The following is a 22,222-nucleotide window of genomic DNA, read 5'->3' on the forward strand; positions in this document are numbered from 1 at the left end:
TGTTTTTCTGAGATGTATGTCCCAGACCCTTTTTGTGCCTTTATTATTATGTTATATTTTTTCAATTTCGATAAGCAGATCACCAGTAGCGATGGCATCACCATTTGCCACAGTGACTTGCTTAATTATACCATTGAATGGTGCTTGTATTGTTGTTTCCATTTTCATAGCTTCAGTTATTAATAACGGTTGATTTACAGAAACTTCATCTCCTACAGCAACTTTAACTTCTGTCACAGATCCAGGCATTTGCGCACCAATATGACTTGGGTTCGTCTTGTCTGCTTTAGGTTTTACATTCACATTTGTTTTAACATTTTCATCTTTAATGTAGATACGTCGTGCTTGACCATTCATCACAAAATAGATTGTACGATTGCCATTTTCATCTGGCTCACTAATCGTTTCCAATTTAATAATCAAACGTTTACCAGTATCAATTTCAATTTCTACTGTTTCTCCATGACGCATTCCAAAGAAGAAAGTAGGTGTATCTAATAATGATAAATTACCATATTGCTCTTTAGTCGCTATATATTGTTCGTATACTTTAGGGTACAATACATAACTAATTAAATCTTGATCAGTCACTTCTTCTTGTTGTTTATTAGCCAATTCTTTACGTACTGCATCAAAGTTTACATCATCCAGATATTCACCTGGTCGTGCGGTTAACGGCTGCTGACCTTTTAAAATAACATCCTGCAATTGCTTATTAAAACCATTAACTGGTTGTCCAATTTCCCCTTTAAAGTAAGAAACTACTGATTCAGGAAAATCAAGTTTATGACCATCTCTAATCACACTTTCTTCGTCCAAATCATTTTGAACCATATAAAGTGCCATATCCCCAACAACTTTTGATGAAGGCGTAACTTTAACGATATCACCAAATAAGAAGTTAACGCGGCGATACATATCTTTAACTTCGTCAAAGCGTTCTCCTAAACCTAAACTTTTAGCTTGTTGACTTAAATTTGAATATTGACCACCTGGCATTTCATGTTGGTAAATTTCAGTATTTGGAGATTTAATATCACTTTCAAAATCAATATAATAATCACGCACATGCCCCCAGTAATGACTCAACGTTTCAAGTCCAGCGATATCAGTACGCATATTACGATCAAAGCCATTTAAAGCATAATATAAAGAGTTCGCGCTTGGTTGACTTGTTAAACCACTCATTGATGCGACTGCTGTATCAATAATATCTACCCCAGCATCAATTGCCTCTTTGTATGTCAACAATCCGTTGCCACTTGTATCATGTGTATGCAAATGAATAGGCATATCAACAGCTGCGCGCAATTCGCCAATTAATTCATATGCTGCTTTAGGTTTCAACAAACCTGCCATATCTTTAATCGCTAATATATGGAAACCTTCACGTTCTAATTGTTTAGCTAAATTTACATAGTATTCTAACGTAAAGACATTAGAACGCTCCGGATTTAAAATATCACCTGTATAACAGATGGTACCTTCAGAAATCTTACCTGCTTCTTGCACCGCTTCATTGGCTACCTTCATTTGATCAACCCAATTTAATGAATCGAAAATTCTAAAGACATCTACCCCAGCTTTGGCGCTTTCAGCAACAAATTTCTTGATAACATTATCGGGGTAATTCTTATACCCCACCGCATTCGACGCACGCAACAACATTTGGAATAATACATTTGGAATTGCTTCACGAAGACGTTCTAATCGCTCCCATGGGTTTTCTTTAAGGAAATTATATGCAACATCAAAGGTTGCGCCACCCCACATTTCAAGTGAAAAACTATCTTTAAAGACTTCAGCTGTTTTTGAAGCAATATTCATTAAATCTTTTGTACGTACTCTCGTAGCTAAGAGAGATTGATGTGCATCTCTAAAAGTGGTATCAGTAATTAAGACATCATCTTGTTGACGCACCCATTGTGCAACATGATTTGGTCCATGCTGATCTAACAATTGTTTAGTACCAGACAAACTATTGATTTGTTTCTTTGCAATACGTGGTATAGAAGTCGTTTCATAATCTGGTTTAGGTCTTTGCTGAACATTTGGGAAGCCATTGATTGTAACATTGCCAATGTATTCAAGTGTTTTTGTTCCCCTATCCAGTGTCGGTTGTATATCAAATAATTCAGGTGTTTCCTCAATAAATTTAGTTGTATAATCACCGCTTCTAAATTTTTCATTTCTCATCACATTAATCAAAAATGGAATATTCGTTTTCACACCACGGATACGCATCTCACGTAATGATCGTTCCATTTTTTCTTCTGCTTGTTTAAAAGTCACGGCATGCGTTGATAATTTGACAAGCAATGAATCATAATAAGGTGAAATTTCCGCACCTTGGAATCCATCACCAGCATCCAATCTAACGCCAAAGCCACCACTAGAACGATAAGCAATGATTGTACCTGAATCAGGCATAAAATCATTAGTAGGATCTTCTGTTGTAATGCGGCATTGAATTGCATATCCTAAAGTATGGATATCTTGTTGTTGTGGTAAACCAATTTCCTCACCAAATAAGCTTGCACCATCAGCCACTAATATTTGAGTTTTAACAATATCAATACCTGTAATCATTTCAGTGATCGTATGTTCTACTTGGACACGAGGATTGACTTCAATAAAATAAAAGTCTTCACCTGAAACTAAAAATTCCACCGTACCGGCGTTTACATATTTGATTTTAGTCATTAATTGTAAAGCTGCATTACAAATTTTCTCTCGCAATTCTTTTGACAAACCAACAGATGGCGCTACCTCAACAACTTTTTGATGGCGACGTTGTACTGAACAATCACGCTCATATAGATGCACAATATTGCCAAATTCATCTCCAATAACTTGTACTTCAATATGTTTAGGATTATCAATGTATCTTTCAATATATACTTCACTATTGCCAAAAGATTTTTCAGCTTCAGATTTAGCACGATGAAAGGCATCTTCTAATTCGTTCGCTTCCCTAACGATACGCATACCTTTACCGCCACCACCACTTGTGGCTTTAATCATTAACGGATAGCCCGCCTCATCCGCAAATGCACGAGCACTTTCAAAGTTTTCTATCGGTCCATCTGTCCCTGGTATAACAGGTAAATCCGCATTTATTGCAGTTGTTCTTGCTTTAACCTTATCCCCAAACATATCTAAATGATCTAGATGAGGTCCTATAAATTTAATGCCTTCTTCATGGCATCGATGTGCAAAATGTTCATTTTCACTTAAAAAACCATACCCTGGATGTATGGCATCTGCACCAGCTTCTTTAGCTACAGCTATAATGCGTTCGATGTTCAAATAACTTTCGGCTGGTCCCAAATCTTTACCAACTAAATATGACTCATCAGCCTTATATCTATGTAAAGAACTTTTATCCTCATTAGAATAAATTGCGACCGTTTTAATATTTAATTCAGTTGCTGCTCTAAAAATTCTTATTGCTATTTCACCGCGGTTGGCAACCAGTAACTTTTTAATGTGTTTCAAAGCAGTGACACCCCTCTTATTATTTGAAAATTCTAACTAATTAGATAATAAAATTTTATCTTAATTTACGCTAAAAAGCCATTAATATTTTGTGAAAATATGCTAACAATACACAAACTAAAACTGACCATAAGCGAATAAGCAAAAGTTATTATATATCATAATTTAATTTTATCATCATTCAGTATTTGTTGCTATACTGTATCTAAAACTTAGTAAAATAATCATAAATGATTAAATCCAGCTAGGACATACATCTCTCCAAAATAGCATTAAAGGTAGTTTGACATATAAAGACAGACTTCAGCATCCCCAACTTGCGTTGTCTGTTGGCTTTCATTTCGAAAGCCTCTTCGTTGGGGCCCCACTTTTAAGTGTTTTGGTGAAGGGCTTCGTATTTTGTCTTAATGGTACTTTAATGATAGAAATAATGAAGAAGTCAATTTCTATTGAGTTTCAGTAGAAATTGACTTCTTCAACTTGTCAGAGGCTTCTATGTCGCAGCATCTTGGATGATAAATGATTCAAATAGCTATAAAGATAGATGTTACTACATTATGCGTTTTGGCATACTTTTTTGACGTTGTTTGCGTAATTTATCTTCTTTCTTAATTTGTTTACCAATCATAAGCAATAAGCCAAGTGCAATGCTTAAACTAATCATTGACGAACCACCAAAACTAATAAATGGCAATGGCACACCTGTCAATGGAATGGTTGCAGAAATGCCTCCTAAATTAACAAATGTTTGACTGCCAATATAGCTTGCTACACCAACACATACAAGTTTATTGAAATATGATGTCGTTTTATTTGCAAGTATAAAAGCTCTATAGACAATAAAAAATAATAAGCCTATAACGAATAAACCACCGACTAATCCTAATTCTTCACAAATTATAGCAAAGATGAAATCGGTATGTGGTTCAGGTAAATAACCTAACTTCATCACACTGTTGCCTAGTCCTCGACCAAATAGACCTCCATTACCTATAGCTATAAGTGAGTTAGAAATGTGATAACCCGTTCCAGCCGATGATGCGAACGGATCAACTAATGTACTAAAACGCGCTTGTAAATAGCCAGGCAAATGTCCTGATAATGCCACTATAAGTAATACTATGAAAAAAGCTGCAGCAATAGCCGTTAAGATGATAAAGAACTTTCCTTTGAAAAACTTTTCAAAGCCTAAACCTGAATATAACAATATCGAACCAAATATAATAATAATCAATAATGTTTGCCCAACATCGCGCTGTAAAAAGACAAGCGCTAAACAGAATAAAACTAATCCCACAGGTGCAAATATTAAAGTAAAATCTTTTTTTACTCTAGGCATTTTTCTATCAATAATAAAAGGGATATACATAATAATGGCAATTTTAAGTAATTCTGACGCTTGTAAGTTCATAAACCCGAGGTTAATCCAACTTTTTGAACCATTAATGTTCTTCCCAATAATGAGCGTTAAAAGTAGTAATAGTATGATTGTCCCCATAATACCTACCTGCACTTGAGGGTTTTTCAAAATTTTGCCGTTTAGCAAAAATGCAATGACAAACACAATCGCAAAACTCAAAATAACATAGAGTAATTGTCGATCGTAAAAATACGTACCAGCTACCTCGACGCCACCAGTTAACGTTCCTTTAGTGGCAGCAACCATACTTGCACTATATACCATAACTAATCCAATCAGGCACAATATCACATAAGCTATTAATAATGGATAATCGATAAATTTAGATGTTTTACCAATCTTTCTCATTAAATTTTTAAAATTATTCATAAAGTTGATCATCCAATTCTAAATTTTAAACTAGTTATTCCATCTGAAAAATTTATATTTTAAAATTATGTAAAGAAATCTTTCTAAACTATTATATACTTCAAGCGAGCTATTTCTCAAATATTAACTGACTATAGCTCATAAACAAAATCAAACACAACATTCATCATACTTAACATAAAAGTGACTGAGAATATTAAGTTCAATTAATACTCCAGTCACTTGTCATCAACCCGCATGTATGTATCTTGTTAGTACGCAACACTTAATTATATATAAGTTATTAAAAACAACCGTTTATTATTTAACATCTGTAAATGCTTCATGTAATTTTGAAAGTTCTTTCTCAAGTCTTAACATTAAATCTTTGCCATCTTCTTTATCAACAAGCCCAAGTTGAACAGCAAAATCAACTTCTTTTTGTAGGCCAAACATTTGAGTATCGAGAACTTCTTCATATAATGGGCAAGATGGTAACGTTAAATTATCTATTTGAACTTTGATAAGTTGTAATATTCTATCTGCATCTTTGTTTAATTGTTCATATGCCACACTTTTTAAATTAGTTTGGTTCGCCATCACATACTCCCCCTATCCTTAAATATCTTCATGTAAAAAGTTTATCTTACTACATACCAAAAAGCAAGTGAATTTCAGTAAAGGAAATTTTAAATTTATGCTAAAATGAAATCGTAGTTTAAATTTAGGGAGTGGAACATATAATGATACAGATAACAGGTGAAGTTAAATATCCGATTACATTGGATAGTACAACTTGGATTTTTGATGATCGTAAAGTCAGTATTTCTGACCTTGAACAAGGCGTTTTTGACGGATCTAAACCCATTGAATTTGATGATAATAGAGAATGGAATCGTGCCATACTTGAAGGTCAAACAAACCCACCAACACTTAATTCTGAGATTAAATATAAAAAACGTGCCGTCTTAGAGGACTCTTTCGTCATTAATATGACTCCGTTTTTCAAAAATGCTGAACCGCATAATAATGCAACAATGATTCGCTTAATTGATAAAAACCAAGATGCTATCGATGTTCCATTAGATTTACTCCCCTATTTATTTTTCCAATTCGCTAAAGATGGTAAACGTCTCTATGAAGACAATGCTGTTGATAGTTTTGTTTATACTCAAAATAAAGGATATGATTACCAGTTTAAGCATATAACTCATATCGAGGTGATTTAATTTGCGTGAAGTGCAATGTATCATTTGTGATCGCAAAGTATTTATTGATGAAGCAACCGTTGAAGCTAAGCGATTACAAAATAATCCTATACGCACGTTTATGTGCGACGATTGTAAGAGTCGACTGGATAAACCTAAACAACGACCTTATACACAAGAAACACAAAGAAATGCAACAGATAAACGCTGTCACAAACAGCCGAAAAAGTCGCTCAAGAAGAATAAAAAAACTGCAAAGACTAAAAAAACTGATTGAAGTCAATACTTCAATCAGTTTTTTTATATCACTTACTAATCTAGTTTATTCGTTATCTTGCATCATTTGTTTTACACGTTTTGCTTCTTTTTCGCGTGCTGCTTTGTTTAAAATTTTCTTTCTCAAACGAATACTTTGCGGTGTTACCTCTACTAATTCATCATCATTAATATACTCTAACGCTTCTTCCAACGTTAAAATTCTAGGACGATTCATTGTTTGTGTTTGATCTTTTGTTGCAGATCGCACGTTTGTTTGGTGTTTTGCTTTTGTTATATTTACAGTTAAATCATTTTCACGATTGTGTTCTCCAACAATCATACCTTCATATACTTCAGTACCTGGTTCCATGAAGTTAACACCACGATCTTCTAAACCTATAATGGCATATGCTGTTGCTTGACCTTGATCCATTGAAATCAATGCACCGTTACGACGACCACCAATTTGTGCTTTCACTCGCGGTCTAAACTCTTCAAATGTATGATTGATAATACCGTATCCACGTGTCATAGACATGAATTCAGTTGTGTAACCAATCATACCACGTGCTGGAACCATAAAGATTAAGCGCGTTAAACCATTATCCGTTGTTGTCATATCAACCATTTCGCCTTTACGTGCACCTAATGATTCAATCACAGCACCTGCATTTTCAGAAGGTACTTCACATTGAACACGTTCAAATGGTTCACTTAATACACCATCAATTTCTCTTAAAATAACTTGTGGTTTAGATACTTGAAGCTCGAACCCTTCACGTCTCATATTCTCAATTAAAATAGATAAATGTAATTCTCCACGACCAGCAACAATCCATGTATCAGGAGAGTCAGTTGGTGATACTTTTAAGGAAACATCTGTTTCAAGCTGTTGTTCTAGACGTTCTTGAATTTGACGTGCTGTCACAAAATCTCCTTCACGCCCAGCAAATGGTGAATTATTCACCTTAAATGTCATTTCTAATGTAGGCTCATCAATGCGTAACACCGGTAATGCTTCTTGATTATCCGTTGGCGTGACCGTTTCACCTACGTTAATGTCCTCCATACCAGAAACAGCGATTAAATCACCGGCTTGCGCTTCTTCAATTTCCTCACGTTTTAAGCCGAAATAACCAAATATTTTAGTCACACGGAAATTTTTTACACTGCCATCTAATTTAATTAATGAAACATTATCACCTACATGCATTTTCCCTCTGAAAACTCGCCCAATACCAATACGGCCAACGTAATCATTATAATCCAATAATGCTACTTGGAATTGTAATGGTTCATCACTGTTATCAATTGGTGCTGGCACATAATCAATAATTGTTTCATATAGTGATTGCATATTTTCATCTTGTTTCTCAGCATCAAGACTCGCTGTACCATTTACAGCTGAAGCATAAACTACTGGGAAATCTAATTGCTCATCGTTAGCTTCTAATTCGATAAACAAATCTAGAACTTCATCTACTACACCTTCAGGTCTAGCAGATGGTTTGTCAATTTTATTAACAACCACAACTGGTTTTAAATTTTGTTCTAATGCTTTTTTCAATACAAAACGTGTCTGTGGCATCGTACCTTCATACGCATCTACTACTAAAACGACACCATCAACCATTTTCATGATACGCTCTACTTCACCGCCAAAATCAGCGTGTCCAGGTGTATCTAAGATGTTAATTCTTGTTCCTTTATAGTCGACTGCAGTATTTTTGGCAAGAATTGTAATACCACGTTCTCTCTCTAAATCATTAGAGTCCATCGCTCTCTCGTCAACATGTTCATTCTCTCTAAAAATACCCGACTGTTTAAGTAATTCATCTACTAATGTCGTTTTACCATGATCGACGTGAGCAATAATTGCGATATTACGTACATCTTCTCTTCTATTAGTCATATTATTATTTCCTTTCTTAGGTAAACTCCCACTTTTAATTACAACTTTTTTATTATATCATACTATTAAGAAATGATAAGCAAAAGGTGGGGTGGGGTATGCAAAATCAAAAACAAAAATCAAAATCTATATTTTGGATATTATCAATCTTAGCTGTTATATTTTTAGTGTTATTTAGCTTCAGTGTTGGTGCTGGAAGTGTTCCAATGATGATTTTAACACTTATATTGCTCATTGCAATATTTGGCATAGGCTTTACACTTAAGAAAAAATATCGTAATAATCATTGGCTATAAACTTCAGATGAATATTAGAAGAGCCTGGAACATTATTCTTGTTCTGGGCTCTGAACTCTATATTGGCAGTAGTTGACTGGATTAAAGATACGCTTATACAAGTTTTTTCAATCCTAGTCAACCATGCTGGGGCGGGACTTCGAATTTATAATGCATTCTGTTCCGCTCTCTTTTATTTGTAATATTTAGCATGTAATTCTGTTAAAGTTTGTTGATGTGGTAAAAAGAACTGTTGAAGAAGTTCTTCGTGAACTGTTTGATTAGCCATTAAAACAGAATCAGGATGTGTAATCTCTAAAGTTTCTCCTAACAAATTACTTCCCTTGCCACCAACTTCATTTAGTATAATTAACCCGCCAGCAAAGTCCCAAGGTTGCAATCTTGGTGTAATGTATGCTGCTAGTTGTCCTTTAGCTACAGCAATAATTTCAAGTGCAGCACTCCCGTACGCACGGGAACTTCTAGCACGATTTACAACTGGCTGAAAAATCGGCCCAATGATAGGCTTTGTTACCCAGTTAGGATTTATACCAATTAAACTTGATTTTAATTCTGATGTACCAATTGCTTCAAGACGATGATTATTTTCAAAGGCTCCCTCATGTACTTTTGCATGATATAAAGCATCTTTCATAACATCATAAACAAATCCTGCATAGGCTTTTCCGTTGTAATAAATACCAATAGAAATCGCAAAATTTTCACGTTGATGCACAAAATTAAGCGTGCCATCAATAGGATCGACAACCCATACTACTCCATCAATATTTCTGATGTTATGTCCATGTCCTTCTTCTCCAATCACCTTATGTTCAGGATAGTTGGAGTGAATTGCCTCATAAATATATGTTTCTGTTGCTTTATCAACATTAGTTACTAAATCATTCGGATTTGATTTCGTTTCAATACTTAACTTTTCTTTCATCATTAATCTAACATTATTGCCTGCTTCTAGTATTAAACTTTTCGCAAAATCATATAGTGCCACGGTACCATCTCCTATTATCTATCATTATACATGATTCCACCTACATTGTTATATACAATACAATTTTGTTTTCCTTTTCAATAGATCTTTAAACGTTATTTCTATAATCAACTTCGAAGTCGAATAGTGTGGACTTATGCTACAATAGTAACAACCTTATTCCATTATAAAGGAGTTAAACAATGACTAAGTATACGTTTAAACAAAAAGATTTTAAAGCATTTGATGTCGATGGTTTAGATGCACGCATGGAAGCTCTAGAAGCGCATGTTAGACCTCAATTACGTGCTTTAGGAGATTATTTTGCTGATTATTTTACATCTCAAACAGGTGAAACATTTTATTCACATGTAGCAAAGCATGCACGTCGCAGTGTTAATCCACCTAAAGACACATGGGTAGCATTTGCAACGAATAAACGTGGTTATAAAATGTTGCCTCATTTTCAAATTGGGCTATTTAAAGACCATCTGTTTATCATGTATGGTGTTATGCACGAAACTAAAGATAAAGCCCAACGTGTTAAGACATTTGATAAACACTTCGATACGTTAACACATTTACCTGAAGATTATCGCATTTGTCTTGATCACATGAAACCTGATAAACCACTTATCAAAGACTTATCCGTCGACGAATTACATGAAGCAATTGATAGAGTCAAAAATGTGAAAAAAGGCGAATTCTTTGTTGCACGTACACTTGCACCAAACGATAAACGCTTAAAAAGCGATCGAGCTTTCCTAAATTTTGTTGAAGAAACATTTAACGAATTTATTAAATTCTACGCATAATTTTAGCCATATAATTATTCTAACCTTGCCACTGACAATGAATCATTTCAAATGTCAGTGGCAGTTTTTTTAATTGCGTTTTATTGTTTATGCATTCAACCGATATAGTTGATACTATAATTAGGTGTTATCGTACTGACCAAAAAATTATATATTTTCTTAAATAAGCATAATTTTTTTCTAATAATAAAAAAAGTTTAGGTTGACCTAATTTTTATTTTAGGTTAATATTTATACATCTACTATTAAGGAGTTTTATGAATGAATAAGAGAGACACTACACATCAACCTAAACATCTAAGCTTAGATGAAATTAATAATACGATTAAATTTGATTCAAATGGTACATCAAGCCAAAAATTTCTAGCATTTTTGGGCCCTGGCCTATTAGTTGCTGTTGGTTATATGGACCCCGGAAATTGGATTACTTCAATGCAAGGTGGAGCACAATTTGGATATACCTTATTATTTATTATCTTAATATCCAGTTTATCTGCTATGCTACTGCAAAGCATGACACTGCGTCTAGGGATTGCGACCAGTCATGATTTAGCTCAAATGACAAAACATTATCTTTCAAAACCAGTGGCAATTATTTTCTGGATTATTGCAGAACTTGCCATTATAGCAACAGATATTGCAGAAGTTATAGGTAGTGCCATCGCACTAAATTTGTTGTTAGGCATCCCATTGATTGTTGGCGCGATTATTACAGTCTGTGATGTATTTTTATTACTATTTATAATGAAATTTGGTTTTAGAAAAATCGAAGCCATTGTTGGAACATTAATTTTTACTGTATTAGCCATTTTTGTCTTTGAGGTATTTATCTCTTCTCCAAGTACAACAGCTATTTTAGAAGGGTTTGTTCCTCATAAAGAAATCATTACAAATCATGGAATTTTATATATCGCGTTGGGTATTGTTGGAGCTACAATTATGCCACATAATTTGTATCTACATTCATCTATTGTCCAATCACGCCAATATGATAGACACTCTATAAAAGAAAAAGCACAGGCAATTAAGTATGCAACAATTGATTCTAATCTACAATTATCCGTTGCCTTTGTAGTTAATTGTTTATTATTAGTATTAGGTGCATCACTATTTTATGGCGTTAACCAAGATCAACTAGGTGGCTTTTATGATTTATACCATGCATTACGGACACAACCTATTCTTGGAGCTGCGTTAGGTGCTATCATGAGTACACTTTTTGCTGTTGCCTTGTTAGCTTCAGGTCAAAATTCGACCATTACAGGAACATTAGCAGGTCAAATTGTTATGGAAGGTTTTTTAAATATTTCATTACCTAACTGGTTAAGACGTCTTGTCACTCGAGCAATTGCTGTTATTCCAGTTATTATTTGCCTCATCATTTTTAAAGGTAATGAAGAGAAAATTGAACAATTACTAGTATTTTCACAAGTATTTTTAAGTATTGCCTTGCCGTTTTCACTTATACCGTTACAGCTATCTACAAGTAACAAACAGCTAATGGGACCTTTCGTAAATAAATCATGGGTTAATTATTGCTCATGGATACTTATCATTGTTTTAAGTGTATTAAATGTTTATTTGATTATCGAAACATTTAAAGAATTTATATAAATGGCTCCTAATTTAAAATAAAACTCGATCTATAGGACATGCTAAAGACCGAGACTCGGTAAAAAATTTTTCAAAGCGAAAATTTACAAACCCTTTCATTTGGGATTGGTTATGAACGTTCTTCTAGGAGAACCAAGCTATTCAATATGAAGTATCAAGATAAAAAAGCTCGTAGATGATTGTGAAAAATCATTTACGAGCTTTTATTTTATAAATTATGTCTTAAACGCTATTAATATACACGTAATGCTGCAACTTTTCATTTAATAGATATATGGATTTTCTTTCTTTTCTGCATGTTTATATTGTTCTACATGCCAATCGGAATCATTTTTATATTGGTTTCTTTTAACAATCAACAACACAATAACGATTAACCATAAAATCATTGCAATGATGTTCATACTAAATAGTCCTATTAAAACTGCAGAAATAAATAGAAATATTGCAATAAGTGAACGATTTTTTATCAATGTTGTCGCAGCGATTCCCAATATAGTTGAAAATGCTAAAATGCCTATGAAAAACACCATAATAAAATGAATTAGCTCTGGGGTCACTGTAACGTTTTTACCAGCAAATTGTTTCGCCATTTGTTCATATTCTTTCACATTATTCTTTTCATCTGTTAAAAGCATGGATAAGATATTAAAAAGCAAAAAAATTAGACTTAGACCATTTGCTATCCATGCAATGACCAGCTCTTTCTTTGTCTTCAAATAGCAACTCTCCCTTATTGTACTCAATATCTATCATACTAAAAATATATGTTAAAAGCGAATACATTATAATAATAAAAAGCGGAACATCAGTCTTTATTGACTCGATGCTCCGCGCTTTACTTCATAGTTTATTTTGAATCATCAAGATGACTTTCTTGCTGATCTTTTGCACTATTTTCATGATTAAATATTTGTTTACGTTCTTCATAGTTCATACGTCGCTGATTTACTGCGCTTGGCTGATTTTTACGTTTTTCTTTCATACGCTGATTATAAGCTTTTCGTTTTTCACGTTTTCTTGCTTTAATTTCAGCTTTTTCTTGTTTGCGTTGCGCTTTTAACTCTTTTTTATCTAATACCGGTTCTTGTTGGACAACTGCTTCATTAAATGGGGCAGCTCCTTCATCGCTAAATTCATCTTGATATTTATTCTTATGATATTTTGCCTGTCTTGAGAGTATTTGTGGTGTCTCATCTTCATCATCTGTTGATTGATAGTCACTCATAATCGCACGTTTAGGATATTGATCATATTTATCATCTTCGTTAAATGATGGATTGCTCGATTCTTGTGGCATGTGATATGCCATGCCGTCGTTAGGCTGATGACGTTCATAATCATCATATATCGGTGGCTGTTGTTGATAATCCGGCTCATTATAGCGATTATCAAAGTTATCATCATAACCAGGATAGCCATATGCAGGTACTATTTCTACCTTATTCTTTCTTGCAAACATCATAATAGCAATGATAAAGAAGAAAATAGGAATGATTAATGTCACAAATAAAAGTACGAGTGGTAGCGTAACAACAGATGCAACTAAAAATAATATTCCTGATAATATTCTAATATTCATTGAAATCAGTGCTAAAAATGAGATGAGCAAACAAATAATAAAATATACTATCACTGCCCAAATACCGTTTTGTAACCAAATTACAAACTGAGTTGTATTAAAACCATTATTACCTAATATTTGTTGAATTAAATCATTGTTATTTAATGTGGCTTCTAAATTCTGTATTGACGTATCATTACTGAATGAAACTAATGCAATAAACATAGTAATAATTGTCATTAGCAACAAGAAAATCCAGCTAAACCAACCAAGTATTTTTTCAGTTAAACGACTTACAGGCCGTTTGATTTGAGTATACTGTTCTCCTGACATTTATTACAACTCCCTTACCATCCTTATCAAATAATTATATCGAATTTTAACTTAAATAACTACAATTTTATGCTACTTTAACGACATTTTAAAATTCAAAAAGCTTTCATTATAATTCCCAAGTGTTCGCTGACCAAGATCTTTATATACTTCTAAGCGGGCTTGTTCTTGTTGTGTTGGATAGAAACGATGATCGTTTCTAATTTCATTAGGTAGTAACTGACGTGCTGCTTTATTTGGTGTCGCATAGCCTACCCATTCCGTATTTTTCTTGCTATTTTCCGCATCTAAAAGGAAGTTTATAAATTGATATGCGCCCTCTTTATTTTGAGCTGTCCTTGGTATCACCATATTGTCGAACCATAGATTGGAGCCTTCTTTAGGAACAACGTAATTATACTTATCGCTTCCTTGCACAAGTGGTGCAGCAACACCACTCCACACTACCGCGATGTTACCTTCATTTTGCTGCAACATCATTGTTACTTCATCACCAACAACGCCTCGAACTTGTGGTCCTAGCTTTTTCAAATCTTGTTCAGCTTGTCGTATGTGTTGTGAATTGGTGTCATTTAAACTATAACCTAATTTATTTAAACTTAATCCTATAATTTCTCGCGCCCCATCGACAAGTAATACATCATTACGATATCGTTCTTGATATAAATCAGACCAATGATTAAATGATGCGTCTGGATATGCTTGTTTATTGTATAATATACCCACTGTACCAAAAAAATATGGAATAGAATATTGATTTCCCTTATCATAAGACTTGTCTAAATAATCTGGGTCTAAATTTCGCATATTAGGTAATTTATGATGATTCAATGGCACAAGTAAGTTCGCACGCTTTAATTTTTGTACCGTATATTCACTTGGAAAAGCAACGTCATAGTGAGTACCACCATTTTTTATTTTGGCTTCCATCGCCTCGTTAGAATCAAACGTTTCATATATAATTTCTATCCCCGTTTGATTTTCAAATTGTTTAATCAATTCAGGATCAATGTATTCTCCCCAATTATAAACATATATTTTTTTACCAGATTTTGCTTTTTCATGTCCACTAAAAAGATGACTTATCCCTAGACAAAGCAATCCAATAACCAGCGCGCCGCAAACTAATTGAAGAAACTGTTTCATCGTAGCATACCTCTTTTCAATCTAGGTTTACGCTTTAAGGAACGCTGGATACCATAATAACCAACTATACCAATGACGATAACAACAAATAACAGTGTTGAGATCGCATTTACTTCCATACTTATTCCTTTTCTAGCCATGGCATAGACTTCAACTGATAGGACACTAAAACCATTCCCAGTCACAAAAAAGCTAACCGTAAAATCGTCTAATGAATATGTTAAAGCCATAAAAAAACCACCTATAATCGCAGGCATTAAATTTGGAATAAGTACGCGACTTAAAATTTGTGATTCTGTTGCTCCTAAATCTCGTGCAGCATTTAATATATTGTGATTCATTTCATAAAGTTGTGGTAAAACAACAATAACTACAATTGGAATACAAAACGCAATATGCGATGCTAAAACAGTACCGAAACCTAATCCGATTCCCGTAAAATGTCCAAGCGCAGTAAACATAATTAAAAATGAAGCACCGATAACTACATCTGATGACACCATAAGTACATTGTTTAATGTCAATAATGTTACTTTAAGTTTCTTCTGTCTTAAATAGAAGAGTGCTATCGCTCCAAATGTTCCTATAACAGTTGAAATTGATGCAGCCAATAGCGCTACTGCTATTGTATTAAAAATAATTGCCATGAGTTTGTCATTTTTAAATAAGCTTTGATAATGTTCGAACGTAAAATGCTCAAAATGTATCATATTTCCACCAGAATAAAATGAATAAAACATTAGAAAAAATATTGGGACATATAAGATGACCAATAAGATACTTATATATAATTTGCCATACCATTTCACATTGGTCACCTTCTTTCATCGTTAGATTTCGTAATGATAAGGATGAGTGCCATAAATACAATTAAGACGATTGCAATCGTAGCTCCCATACCATAATTTTGAATCACTAAAAACTGTTCTTCAATAGAAGTACCTATGTTGATTACTTTGTTACCTGCAATTAATCGCGTTATCATAAATAACGATAATGAGGGAATAAAAGTAACTTGTACCCCTGTCAAAACACCTTCTTTTGTTAGTGGCAATATCACTTTTCTAAATGTTGTAAATGGGTTTGCACCTAAATCACTAGATGCTTGAATTAGATTTACAGGTATTGATTTCATACTGTTGAAAATCGGCAATATCATAAAAGGAATATAAATATAACTAGCTACAACTAAAAAGGCAGCTGATGTAAATAGCATGTCTACTTTTGGAACATTTAATATTCCAAGTACTTTATTAATCAGCCCATCGTGACTAAGCAAACCAATAAAAGCATATGTTTTTAATAACAGATTAATCCAAGTTGGAATAATAAGTATTAATAACCAGAAATTAGGATTTTTAGCGTTTCTAATAAAATATGCAGTTGGGTAACTGATGAACAACGTGATCATAGTAATTAATGCGGCATAAAGAATTGAGTCCCAAAACATTTCAAAATACTTATACTGAAATATTTGTTGATAATTAGTGAAACTAAAATGTCCATTTATATCGGTAAATGAAAAATATATTAACAATAATACAGGCAAAATTATGAAGATAATCATCCATAATATATAAGGCACTAATAGTATCTTTTTAATATTACTCATCATCAGTATCCTCATAGCTTTCAATACGTTTATCAAATTCCTCTTCAGTTTCTCCTGGAACCATGATATGAATAGATTCTGGTTCAAAATATAAACCAACTTCACTACCCACATCCGCCTTTTTAGTAGTTTGTATAACCCATTCATAGCCCTTTCGATCTACACAACAAATTTCATAATGCACACCTCTAAAGAGCAAAGAATCCACTGTAGCTTTAAACAAACCAGCTTCGGCTTCTATTAAAGAGATATCTTCTGGACGAATCACAACTTCAACCTTTTTACCAGAAGGAATCCCCATATCAACACAATCAAAATCCTGCCCATAAATATTAACTACATAATCTTTGACCATGGTGCCATTTACAATATTTGATTCGCCAATAAAATCAGCTACAAAACGATTCACTGGTTCATCATAAATATCTGTTGGTGTACCAAATTGTTGTATTTTACCGTCTTTCATCACAAAAATGTAGTCACTTAATGCTAAGGCTTCTTCTTGATCATGCGTAACAAAAATAAATGTAATACCCAATCGTGATTGTAATTCTCTGAGCTCATATTGCATTTCAGTACGTAGTTTTAAGTCTAAGGCTGATAATGATTCATCTAACAATAATATTTCTGGCTCATTAACAATCGCTCGAGCTATAGCTACACGTTGTTTTTGACCACCACTCATATCATTAATACTGCGCTGTTCGTAACCTGATAACTTTACTAACTTCAAGGCATCTGTCACTTTTTGATCAATATCTTTTTTAGATAATTTCTTAAGCTTTAAACCAAAAGCAATATTATCATAAACATTGAGATGCGGGAATAACGCATAATCTTGAAAAACGGTATTGACCTTACGTTTATTAGCCGGTAAATTTTCGATAGAACGATTTTGATAAATAATCTCTCCACTGTCTGGTGTCTCGAACCCCGCAATAAGCTTTAAAATAGTCGTCTTACCACATCCTGATGGACCCAATAAAGTATAGAAATAGCCTGATTCAATATCTAAATCCATATGGTCAAGAATATTTAAATCATCATAGCCTTTACTCACTGATTTAAATGATAATAATGGTTGCATAACGTCATAACTCCTTATAAATATGATGCAGTTGCTACAATCAATATCGTAACGTTCTGCTTGCTGTTATTGCATAATTGATGAACATCATTTGCCCTGAAATAAAGTACATCTTCTGCATTTGCACGATAAAGTTGGTTCCCGAGTGACAAAGTAATTTGCCCTTCTAAACAATAAATAAAGGTATCTGAATTAGAAGGCTGAAAATGTTTATATGATGCACCAGGCTTTAACGTAAGCATGAGTGGTTCCATGTCATACTCATTTGAATTTGTGACTAACCATTTTAAAATATAGCCCTTGTCATATTCATCATAAATTGTTTGATCTTCAGCTGTATAAAGCACCTTTTCTTTAGTTTTCTCCTGAAAAAAATCACTTGGCCGCGTACCTAAAACTTCTAATATATTTAGAAATGTCTCCATACTTGGAGACGCATGTTGACTCTCAATTTGAGAAATATATCCCTTCGTTAAGTCAGTACGTTCAGCTAATTCTTCCTGTGTTAAATTTTTGAGCATCCTTAAATTTTTCAATTTCATTCCAATATCCATCTATGTAACCACCTAAAAATAGCTGTATCATGTTTAGTAATATTAAACATTTTGTTTAATGCTTAATAAAAATAACAAAATACAGCTCATGTTGCAATACTTTTTATAATTATTTAATTATGAATGGAAAAAAATAATGCATAATAAGATTCTTAGTATTATCTCAGCTTGTTTTGCTTGTTGGATTTCTGACCGAACTTCTCCAAGTTGGGGCCACCCCAACTTACTTTGTCCGTGGAAATGCTTGTTGCATTTCTTTTTGTTGGGGCCCCACCCCAACTCGCGTTGTTCGTTGGCTTTCGTTTTGAAAGCCTCCGTGTTGGGGCACCTATGTTCTTGTGTTGTTTTTTTGTTGTATGTGTGTTGGTTTATTTTGTGTTGTTGCTTCTTTAATGACTTGGTAGCTGTTGTAACCGCTGTTTTGCTCGAATTCTTTAAATATTTGTTTTTCTTCTGCTTTTCCAGGTACAATTTGTTTAAAATTTCGATAGTGCGCTATAACTTGATCGGATAACACAGATGACTCATAATAGCGCTCTATTTGATTAAAAAAGGCAATCACCTTTAACATTTCATCATGTGTCCAGTCCATATCTAAAGGATATTGATATTCCATTAATTTACCTCCTTAAGTAATATAGCAAAAAAGAGAGCGGGACAGAGTTCATTTTGAATTCGTATTCCCGCCCTGGCAAGGTTGATTTAAATTGAAAAAACTTAGTATAAGCGTGTTTTCAATTCAGTCAACTGCCGCCAATATATAGCTTAGAGCCTAAAACATAATAATGTCTTAGGCTCTAAACGATTTATAAATCACTATTACATAGTGTGGATTGGTAATCCAATAGCTTTTTCAGCTGCTTCCATAGACATTTCACCTAATGTTGGGTGAGCATGTACTGTTAATGCGATATCTTCAGCGTTCATTCCTGCTTCAATAGCTAAACCTAATTCAGAAATGATATCAGAAGCACCATTACCAGCAACTTGTGCACCGATAAGTGTGTCATCTTCTTTTAATGTGATCAATTTAACGAAACCAGTAGTATCATCTAATGATAACGCACGGCCATTTGCTGCATAAGGGAATTTAGAAGCTTTGTATTCTAAACCTTCCTCTTTAGCTTGAGCTTCAGTGTAACCAACTTGAGCTAATTCTGGTTCAGTGAAGCATACAGCAGGCATACCAATATAATCAACTTCTGAAGCTTGTCCAGAGATAGCTTCAGCAGCTACTTTAGCTTCATAGCTTGCTTTATGAGCAAGTGGTAAACCAGGAACGATATCACCAATTGCATAAATATTGTCGATAGAAGTACGGCTTTGTTTGTCTACTTCTAATAATCCACGATCAGCAAATTTAAGACCTAATTCTTCTAAGCCTAATTCGTCTGTATTTGGACGACGGCCAACAGTTACTAATACGTAATCAGCTTCGATTGTTTGTTCTTCACCTTTAGCTTCATAAGTAACTTTAACGCCATTTTCAGTTTCTTCAGCATTTTTAGCCATTGCTTCAGTAATGATCTCAATACCTTTGTCTTTCATGCCTTTTTTAACAGGTTGTGTCATTTGTTTTTCAAATCCACCTAAGATGTCTTTCGCACCTTCAAGGATTGTAACTTCAGAACCGAAGTTAGCAAATGCAGTACCAAGTTCAGAACCAATATAACCGCCACCAACAACAACTAATTTACCTGGAACTTCTTGTAAGTTCAACGCACCAGTTGAGTCGATAACACGTTTACCAAATTCAAAGTTAGGAATTTCTATTGGTCTAGAACCAGATGCGATAATAGCATTTTTAAAGTTATAAGTTTGAGCACTTTTTTCATCCATAACACGTAAGCTATTGTTATCTACGAAGTAAGCTTCGCCTTTAACAATTTCCACTTTATTACCTTTTAATAAGCCTTCAACACCACCAGTTAATTTGTTTACAACTGATTGTTTGAATTCTTGAACTTTGTCAAATTTAAGTGATACGCTTTCAGCGATTACACCTAAGTTTTCAGAGTGTTGTGCTTCAACAAAGCGATGAGAAGCGTGTAATAATGCTTTTGAAGGAATACAACCAACGTTCAAGCATACGCCACCTAAGTTACCTTTTTCTACGATTGTAACTTTTTGTCCTAATTGTGCTGCGCGAATTGCTGCAACATAGCCACCTGGGCCTGCTCCAATAACAATAGTATCTGTTTCAATTGGGAAATCTCCAACTACCATGTTTTACCCCTCCATTAATAATAATTCTGGATTATTTAATAATCGTTTAATATGGTTCATTGCATTTTGTCCAGTTGCACCATCAATTTGTCTGTGGTCAAAGCTTAATGATAATGCTAATACAGGAGCTGCAACGATTTCGCCGTCTTTAACGATTGGTTTTTGTGCAATACGGCCAATACCTAAGATAGCTACTTCTGGGTGATTGATAACTGGAGTGAACCATTGTCCACCAGCAGAACCGATATTACTGATAGTACATGTAGCACCTTTCATTTCTTCAGAAGTTAATTTACCGTCGCGAGCTTTAACAGCTAATTCGTTAATTTCATCTGAAATTTGGAAGATAGATTTACGATCTGCATTTTTAACTACTGGCACTAATAAACCTCTGTCAGTGTCAGCTGCGATACCAATATTCCAATAATGTTTGTGAACAATTTCGCCAGCTTCTTCATTGAATGAAGTATTAAGTGCTGGATATTTTTTAAGTGCAGAAACAAGTGCTTTAACTACATATGGTAAGAATGTTAATTTAATACCTTGTTCAGCTGCAATTTCTTTGAATTTTTTACGGTGATCCCATAAGTCTTGAACATCAATTTCATCCATTAATGTTACGTGAGGTGCAGTGTGTTTAGAGTTAACCATTGCTTTAGCAATTGCTCTACGCATTGCAGGGATTTTTTCAGTTGTTTCAGGGAAGTCGCCTTCTGGAACCGATTGAGTTTGAGGTGCAGAAGTCTCTTCAGAAGTTGAAGCAGCTGCACTTTCATTAGAAGCAGATGCAGCTTGAGCACCGCCACCATTTAAGTGGTTGTCAATGTCTTCTTTTGTGATACGGCCATTTTTACCTGAACCAGCAACCGCTTTAATATTAACACCTTTTTCACGTGCATATTTACGAACTGAAGGCATTGCTTTAATTTTTCTGTTTTCGTCTACTTCTTCATCTTGTGAAGCTGATGCTGCTGGCGCTTCTTCAGTTTCAGCTTTAGCTTCTTCTTTAGCTGGCTCTTCTTTAGCTGATGAATCGTCATCATGACCTTTAAATTGCATTTCTTCAGCATCAGGTGCATCAATTTTAACGATGACGTCTCCTACTACTGCAACAGTTCCTTCGTCTACTACCACTTCTTCAATTGTACCGCTTACTGGAGAAGGGATTTCAACTACGGATTTATCGTTTTGAACTTCAGCTAACACATCATCTTCTTCAATAGTGTCTCCGGCTTTAACAAACCACTTTACAATTTCACCTTCGTGGATACCTTCACCAATGTCGGGTAATCTAAATTCAAATGCCACGTTCTTGTCCTCCTAATAATGTCATTTTCAATTATTTCATTAAATTTATAACATGA

The 22,222-nt window shown here is 34.1% G+C and carries 19 protein-coding genes and 1 pseudogene; 5 read left to right on the forward strand and 15 right to left on the reverse strand.

Going from position 1 to position 22,222, the window contains the following annotated elements:
* Window positions 1-51: 51 nt before the first annotated feature.
* From HMPREF2864_RS00330 to HMPREF2864_RS00340, 3 genes are all read right to left on the reverse strand, one after another.
* Window positions 52-3,498 (reverse strand): pyruvate carboxylase, encoded by a 3,447-nt coding sequence (locus HMPREF2864_RS00330; RefSeq protein WP_002459403.1) that lies wholly within the window; start codon window positions 3,496-3,498, stop codon window positions 52-54.
* A 550-nt stretch (window positions 3,499-4,048) separates the two neighbouring features.
* Window positions 4,049-5,287, reverse strand: coding sequence for a cell division peptidoglycan polymerase FtsW (gene ftsW, locus HMPREF2864_RS00335; protein ID WP_002478357.1), 1,239 nt, complete (start codon window positions 5,285-5,287; stop codon window positions 4,049-4,051).
* Window positions 5,288-5,587: 300 nt separating this feature from the next.
* Entirely contained in the window at window positions 5,588-5,866 is a 279-nt protein-coding gene (locus HMPREF2864_RS00340; RefSeq protein ID WP_002459406.1) for an Fpa/YlaN family protein, read from the reverse strand.
* Between the two features lie 143 nt (window positions 5,867-6,009).
* Here HMPREF2864_RS00340 and HMPREF2864_RS00345 point away from each other — a divergent pair, with 143 nt between their 5' ends.
* Window positions 6,010-6,495 (forward strand): hypothetical protein, encoded by a 486-nt coding sequence (locus HMPREF2864_RS00345; RefSeq protein WP_070544797.1) that lies wholly within the window; start codon window positions 6,010-6,012, stop codon window positions 6,493-6,495.
* A gap of 1 nt (window position 6,496) precedes the next feature.
* Window positions 6,497-6,640: pseudogene (locus HMPREF2864_RS12245) on the forward strand (DUF2197 domain-containing protein); the annotation flags it as partial.
* Window positions 6,641-6,796: 156 nt separating this feature from the next.
* Here the strand turns inward: HMPREF2864_RS12245 and typA are convergent.
* Window positions 6,797-8,644, reverse strand: a complete 1,848-nt coding sequence (gene typA / locus HMPREF2864_RS00355; protein WP_002459409.1) for a translational GTPase TypA — start codon at window positions 8,642-8,644, stop codon at window positions 6,797-6,799.
* 98 nt (window positions 8,645-8,742) lie between these two features.
* On the opposite strand from typA, the gene HMPREF2864_RS00360 reads away from it, so the two are divergent.
* A complete protein-coding gene (locus HMPREF2864_RS00360) occupies window positions 8,743-8,940 on the forward strand; it encodes a DUF5325 family protein (RefSeq protein WP_002478359.1) in 198 nt (65 codons plus the stop codon).
* Between the two features lie 172 nt (window positions 8,941-9,112).
* On the opposite strand, the gene HMPREF2864_RS00365 is transcribed toward HMPREF2864_RS00360, so the two are convergent.
* Window positions 9,113-9,928, reverse strand: coding sequence for an inositol monophosphatase family protein (locus tag HMPREF2864_RS00365; protein ID WP_002493064.1), 816 nt, complete (start codon window positions 9,926-9,928; stop codon window positions 9,113-9,115).
* A gap of 182 nt (window positions 9,929-10,110) precedes the next feature.
* Between HMPREF2864_RS00365 and HMPREF2864_RS00370 the strand changes: the two genes are divergently transcribed.
* Window positions 10,111-10,722, forward strand: coding sequence for a YktB family protein (locus HMPREF2864_RS00370; protein ID WP_002493059.1), 612 nt, complete (start codon window positions 10,111-10,113; stop codon window positions 10,720-10,722).
* Between the two features lie 261 nt (window positions 10,723-10,983).
* Window positions 10,984-12,336 carry an Nramp family divalent metal transporter gene (locus HMPREF2864_RS00375; RefSeq protein ID WP_002459413.1) on the forward strand — a complete coding sequence of 451 codons (1,353 nt, stop codon included), beginning with the start codon at window positions 10,984-10,986 and terminating at the stop codon, window positions 12,334-12,336.
* 263 nt (window positions 12,337-12,599) lie between these two features.
* Here HMPREF2864_RS00375 and HMPREF2864_RS00380 read toward each other — a convergent pair whose 3' ends face one another.
* The 10 genes from HMPREF2864_RS00380 to HMPREF2864_RS00425 all read right to left on the reverse strand — a co-directional run bounded on the left by HMPREF2864_RS00380 (window position 12,600) and on the right by HMPREF2864_RS00425 (window position 22,166).
* Window positions 12,600-13,055 (reverse strand): DUF4064 domain-containing protein, encoded by a 456-nt coding sequence (locus HMPREF2864_RS00380; protein WP_002459414.1) that lies wholly within the window; start codon window positions 13,053-13,055, stop codon window positions 12,600-12,602.
* 131 nt (window positions 13,056-13,186) lie between these two features.
* Entirely contained in the window at window positions 13,187-14,233 is a 1,047-nt protein-coding gene (gene auxB / locus HMPREF2864_RS00385; protein ID WP_070544796.1) for a lipoteichoic acid stability factor AuxB, read from the reverse strand.
* A gap of 72 nt (window positions 14,234-14,305) precedes the next feature.
* Window positions 14,306-15,379 (reverse strand): ABC transporter substrate-binding protein, encoded by a 1,074-nt coding sequence (locus HMPREF2864_RS00390; protein WP_070544795.1) that lies wholly within the window; start codon window positions 15,377-15,379, stop codon window positions 14,306-14,308.
* Window positions 15,376-16,188 (reverse strand): ABC transporter permease, encoded by an 813-nt coding sequence (locus HMPREF2864_RS00395; RefSeq protein WP_070544794.1) that lies wholly within the window; start codon window positions 16,186-16,188, stop codon window positions 15,376-15,378. The genes HMPREF2864_RS00390 and HMPREF2864_RS00395 overlap by 4 nt, the downstream gene beginning before the upstream one ends.
* A 5-nt stretch (window positions 16,189-16,193) precedes the next feature.
* A complete protein-coding gene (locus tag HMPREF2864_RS00400; protein WP_002493062.1) occupies window positions 16,194-16,991 on the reverse strand; it encodes an ABC transporter permease in 798 nt (265 codons plus the stop codon).
* Window positions 16,984-18,078: an ABC transporter ATP-binding protein gene (locus HMPREF2864_RS00405; protein ID WP_002478364.1), complete on the reverse strand. Its 1,095-nt coding sequence runs from the start codon at window positions 18,076-18,078 to the stop codon at window positions 16,984-16,986. The genes HMPREF2864_RS00400 and HMPREF2864_RS00405 overlap by 8 nt, the downstream gene beginning before the upstream one ends.
* Before the next feature lie 14 nt (window positions 18,079-18,092).
* Entirely contained in the window at window positions 18,093-18,632 is a 540-nt protein-coding gene (locus HMPREF2864_RS00410) for a helix-turn-helix domain-containing protein (RefSeq protein WP_002459420.1), read from the reverse strand.
* 328 nt (window positions 18,633-18,960) lie between these two features.
* Window positions 18,961-19,248, reverse strand: coding sequence for a UPF0223 family protein (locus HMPREF2864_RS00415; RefSeq protein ID WP_002459421.1), 288 nt, complete (start codon window positions 19,246-19,248; stop codon window positions 18,961-18,963).
* 203 nt (window positions 19,249-19,451) lie between these two features.
* Complete coding sequence (gene lpdA / locus HMPREF2864_RS00420; protein ID WP_070544793.1) at window positions 19,452-20,858, reverse strand: dihydrolipoyl dehydrogenase; 1,407 nt, start codon at window positions 20,856-20,858, stop codon at window positions 19,452-19,454.
* Between the two features lie 3 nt (window positions 20,859-20,861).
* Window positions 20,862-22,166, reverse strand: a complete 1,305-nt coding sequence (locus HMPREF2864_RS00425; RefSeq protein WP_002478366.1) for a dihydrolipoamide acetyltransferase family protein — start codon at window positions 22,164-22,166, stop codon at window positions 20,862-20,864.
* Between the last annotated feature and the right edge of the window lie 56 nt (window positions 22,167-22,222).

The sequence above is a fragment of the Staphylococcus sp. HMSC059F04 genome (assembly GCF_001812565.1).
GTDB classification, from domain to species: Bacteria; Bacillota; Bacilli; order Staphylococcales; family Staphylococcaceae; genus Staphylococcus; species Staphylococcus lugdunensis.